The sequence below is a fragment of the Ligilactobacillus acidipiscis DSM 15836 genome (assembly GCF_001435755.1).
Taxonomy (GTDB): domain Bacteria; phylum Bacillota; class Bacilli; order Lactobacillales; family Lactobacillaceae; genus Ligilactobacillus; species Ligilactobacillus acidipiscis.
The window spans coordinates 1-4,741 of the sequence record NZ_AZFI01000151.1 but is presented as its reverse complement, the minus strand read 5'-3'; the positions used below and the strand labels follow the sequence as shown (position 1 = coordinate 4,741).

The 4,741-nt window shown below is 41.2% G+C and carries 2 protein-coding genes and 2 pseudogenes; 1 reads left to right on the top strand and 3 read right to left on the bottom strand.

Going from position 1 to position 4,741, the window contains the following annotated elements; genetic code table 11:
- Positions 1-187 precede the first annotated feature (187 nt).
- The 3 genes and pseudogenes from rbsK to FC65_RS08805 form a co-directional block, all read right to left on the bottom strand.
- A complete protein-coding gene (gene rbsK / locus FC65_RS08815) occupies positions 188-1,099 on the bottom strand; it encodes a ribokinase (protein WP_010497732.1) in 912 nt (303 codons plus the stop codon).
- Positions 1,100-1,193: 94 nt separating this feature from the next.
- Positions 1,194-2,189 carry a ribose utilization transcriptional repressor RbsR gene (gene rbsR, locus FC65_RS08810; RefSeq protein ID WP_056972392.1) on the bottom strand — a complete coding sequence of 332 codons (996 nt, stop codon included), beginning with the start codon at positions 2,187-2,189 and terminating at the stop codon, positions 1,194-1,196.
- Positions 2,190-2,355: 166 nt separating this feature from the next.
- Positions 2,356-3,112, bottom strand: a pseudogene (locus FC65_RS08805) (acetoin reductase).
- A 666-nt stretch (positions 3,113-3,778) separates the two neighbouring features.
- Between FC65_RS08805 and FC65_RS08800 the strand changes: the two are divergent.
- Positions 3,779-4,717: pseudogene (locus FC65_RS08800) on the top strand (PEP/pyruvate-binding domain-containing protein); the annotation flags it as partial.
- Positions 4,718-4,741: the final 24 nt, after the last annotated feature.

Genomic DNA, 4,741 nt, shown 5'->3' with positions numbered 1-4,741 from the left:
CACTTGTCATAATGCCTGAGTCCCTTGGTGCCCAAGTTCTCCCGGCTTGCTTCGCCCTGTTTTAGTAGTCGGGCTCCAAAAACCAAGGCTTTCCGCTTATCCAACATTATGCGTTACATCTCTGAAAAACGCGCTCTAACGCATATGTCCGATAATGCTCGAGTCTTAACCGGTTTTCTCCACCCTGTTATTTTGCTTCGATCTCTTTTTGGTATGGGATCGATGGTTGTGCTCCATAACGCTGGACAGTCAAGGATGAAGCTTTGTTGCCAAACAAAATTGCTTCCTTCAAATTAGAAAAATCCGGCTTTAGGATGCTGCTCATTGCCCCAATAAATGTGTCACCTGCAGCTGTTGTATCCACTGCCTTAACTTTGAATGCCGGAACCAACTCGCTAACACCATTGTAATCATAAAAGGCCCCCTTGGAACCAATCGTGATAATTGCCACATCTACACCAAGCTCATGCAACTTTGCAGCAGCTTTTCTGGCAGAAGCTTCGTCTTCAACATGAATGCCAGTGATCGTCTCTGCTTCAGTTTCGTTTGGAGTGATCATATCTGTGACTTTCAGTAACTCTTCAGAAATGTGGTCTTCACCAGGGGCAGGATTCAAGATCGTTTTAACGCCTGCCTCATGTGCGATTTCAAAAGCTTTGACAGTTGCAGCGATCGGTGTTTCAAATTGAGCGATCACAAAGTCACTATCCTTGAGCAAAGCACTCTTTTGAGCAATCTCTTTTGGTCCAAAAGCAAAGTTGGCACCAGCATAAATCGTGATCGCATTTTCACCTTCATCATCAACAGTAATAAAAGCTTGCCCTGTGGATTCATCAGCGATAGTATCGATCCCCGTCAGATCGATCCCTTCATTTTTCAAAAGATCCATCATTTGCTTACCCGGAGCATCGTCTCCAACAGCACCGATAAATGACGTTTGAGCACCGGCACGAGAAGCAGCGACGGCCTGGTTAGCACCTTTACCTCCGCCTGCAGAATAATGTTCTTTAGCGTGGATCGTTTCTCCAGGCTTGACCATCCGTTTAACACGCAAATTTGTATCTAAGTTAATACTCCCGACAACCGTTACTTTATTCATCAAGTTTCCCACCTTTGTTTGGATTTTAAGTTATGTAATAAATTTGGTAAAACGTTTTAGCATACTATAGAGAAATAGTAGCACCTTTTGAAAGCTATTTCAAGGGCATTACTGAAAAACGTTGAACTAATTTCACAGGAAGTATTTTTTCTTCTGGCTCTTTTTGAGGTGAGTTTAGCCGTCCCATTAACATCTTAGCCGCCTCTTGTCCTAATTCAAAAGTTGGCTGTGCGATCGTTGTTAGTGGCGGTGTGACGTACCCGCACGGACTAATATCATCAAATCCGACTACGCTATAATCATTTGGGATTTTTTTACCGGCCTCTTTTAGCCCCATATATAAACCAAACGCAATTAAATCGTTGATCGCAAAAATCGCTGTAATGTCCGAATTTATGATTTTTTTCACAGCACCTTGACCACCACTGGTCGATAGTTCGCCATTGACCACCAGCAACTCATCACCATAAACACTCGCAAATCCTTCATAGCGTTTGCGAACATTAACAGTTGGATTTTCAGGCAAAACGACAGCCGCTTTTTTATGACCAAGTTCTTGTAAATAAAGCGCTGCTTGTTTACCACCATCATAATTATCGGCTTGAACAGCGTCCACCATGTCAGTTTCTGTCTTTTGATCCATCACGATCATCGGCAGACTTTCTCTTTGCAAGGCTTGATAGATCGACTGATCTGAAAAGGCCGAGCTGGCAATGATCAAGCCATCGACCCCACGTCTGATCAGATCCTCAACATAATGACTTTCTTGTTTTTCGTCGCCCTCCATGTTATATAGCAAGGCCACATAACCCTGCTTATTCAAGATATCTTGGATCCCTAAAAAAAGTTGAGCAAAAAAGGGGTTACTGATATCTGGAACTAAGACGCCGATCAAATGGCTTTTCTTCGTTACCATCCGTTGCGCAAAAAAGTCAGGCACATAATTCAGTTCTTTTTGTGCTGCATAGACTTTTTTAATTGCCTTCTCACTAAAACGCTGAGTGTTGCCATTCAAGATCTGCGAGACCGACGTGATCGACAACCCCGCCTTTTTAGCGACATCTTTAATTGTTATTTTCTTTTTATTCATATTCAATGTGCCTTCTCATTTGCAAATTAATTACTATCCATCCCAAGTATAGCAAATGGATTTTTAAGATACACTAGATTCACACGCTTTTCTCAAATATCGGCCGCAAAAAAACACTAGTGCCCAGCTCTTTTCAGAGTACGCACTAGTGTCAGCTCTTTTTATTTTAATTATAAACTAAACCGCCATCGACCAAGATTGCTTGACCTGTGATGTAATCTGAATCTTCCGAAGCCAAGAAGTGGACCAAATTAGCAACATCAGTTGGTTCTTCATAACGGCCCAAAGCAATTTCACCAGAGAATTTAGCAAATGGTTCTCCAGGTTTCAATGATGGATCAGCCTTGACCATTTCAGCATCGATTCGATCCCACATCTTCGTCTTAGCAACACCTGGACAATAAGCATTCACAGTAATATGTTTTGAAGCAAGTTCTTTAGCAGCAACATGCGTAAAGGCCTTAACTGCATGTTTGGATGCTGAATATGTGCCTAATACTTCATATGCTTCATGGCCTGCGATCGAACAAGCATTGATGATCTTACCAGGAGTACCCTGTTTGATAAATTGTTCCGCAGCAGCTTGTGTGCCATAAACAGTTCCGAAAACATTGATCTTAAATGTCCGTTCCAATTCCTTCTCATCAATTTTCAAGAACGGTGTGACTGCTTCAACACCGGCATTATTAACAAAAACATTGAGTTGGCCAAATTTTTCTACGGTTGCAGCAACTAAAGCTTCTTGATCTTCTTTCTTAGAAACATCACCAACAAATTTAGCAACTTCACCTAATAGTTTTAGCCAAAGCTTCCTCGTTGATATCATGGATCATTACGCTGAATCCGTCTTTCAGTAAACGTTCAGCGATTCCCTTACCTAAACCACCTGCCGAACCAGTAACTACAGCAACTTTTTTCGTCATCATAAATTCCTCCTGCTTATATTAATATAACTTAATACAAATCAAGTATACCTCCTTTTGTAAGCGCAAACAATATCGTTTACATTTTTTTAGCACAACTCTAAAGAATCTATCTTTTCTGCTAACTAGTGTGTTTCATTATTGCTGTTTTTGTTTGATTTTCCCCAATATGACAAATCATTCAAGCTTGATTTATCTCTTTTTTAGACAATTCTTCACTTTATTTTTGGGTTGACTATTTTAATTTGATTAACTACAATTTAGTTGGATATACGCTGTAAACGTTTCCATTGTCATGCGTGTTGTCGAGTTTGCAGTACGCTTGTAAAAAGTGCCCAGCATGTTTCATTGGCTTACTCAGACTACAGGTTTCCCAGTGAAGGTACTCTTGCTCGTCTTTTTCACGTGTCCTAGAACTCAGTTTTTTTGGTTTAACGTCTAAGTGGAGAAAACTATTATTTCCTCGTGGTTTAGTTAAGCAACGGTGTTTGAAATCAAGTAATTTTTATCATTGTTTTGCTTTTTTCTAACCCAGATCTAACTACTGAAATTTTCTACCTAATTCACTCTAAAGTAATGACACAGCTCCATCACAACAGAGTCAATTAGTGCTCGAGTCATAATCGGCTTGCTCCACTCTCAGTCATCTAAAAGGAGATCTTTTTTATGAAAAATAGAAGTACTGCTAATGTCCTGTGGTTTGATGAACTTCATCGCTCCGACGTTGATCTGGTCGGAGGAAAATCTTCATCACTTGGTGAATTGACTTCATCGACTGATATTCCTGTTCCTTATGGTTTCGCTACTACTGCTCATGCTTATCGTCATTTTATGGATGCAACTGGTGCTAATGACAAAATCAAAGAACTGTTGGAGAGCATTAAAGACTACGAAGATTCGGACGAATTACACCACACTTGTACTGCGATCCGAAAAGTCGTGACCGATTCCAAAATGCCAGCCGACCTCGCGAAGACTATCAAAGAAGCCTACACAGAATTAGCTGATAAAGTTGGTCAAACCGAACCGTTTGTTGCTATCCGTTCAAGTGCGACCGCCGAAGACTTGCCTGATGCTTCATTTGCGGGCCAACAAGATTCTTATTTGAATGTCCGGGGCCAAGATGACGTCGTTCAAAAAGTTAAGGAGTGTTATGCTTCACTCTTTACTGACCGTGCTACCTATTATCGGCACAAACAAAACTTTCCGTTTGAAAAAGTTGCACTGTCAGCTACCGTTCAAATGATGGTCTTCTCAGAAGCTTCCGGGATCATGTTTTCTGTCAATGTTGGCACTGGTGATGATACCAAAGTCATTATTGACAGCATCTGGGGACTTGGCGAATATATCGTGCAAGGGACGGTTACTCCGGATGACTTCGTGGTCGATAAAGAAACTATGAAGATCGTCTCAAAGGATATTACTCAAAAAGATATCGAACTGACTCGTTTGCCGGGTGGTGGTGTTGAAGAACAAAAAATCCCTGAAGCCAAAGCTAAGCAGCCTTCCCTAACGGATGAGCAAGTCATTGAGCTGGCAGGATATGCTAAAGAGATCGAGAAACACTACGGTTGTTACATGGACATGGAATTTGCCTTAGAATCGGGTAGGAGATAGTTCACACTATCG

What these genes read in the sequence shown, in the direction of transcription:
- rbsR (WP_056972392.1), bottom strand. Translation starts at nt 2,189, where the DNA reads ATGAATAAAAAGAAAATAACAATTAAAGATGTCGCTAAAAAGGCGGGG.
- rbsK (WP_010497732.1), bottom strand. Translation starts at nt 1,099, where the DNA reads ATGAATAAAGTAACGGTTGTCGGGAGTATTAACTTAGATACAAATTTG.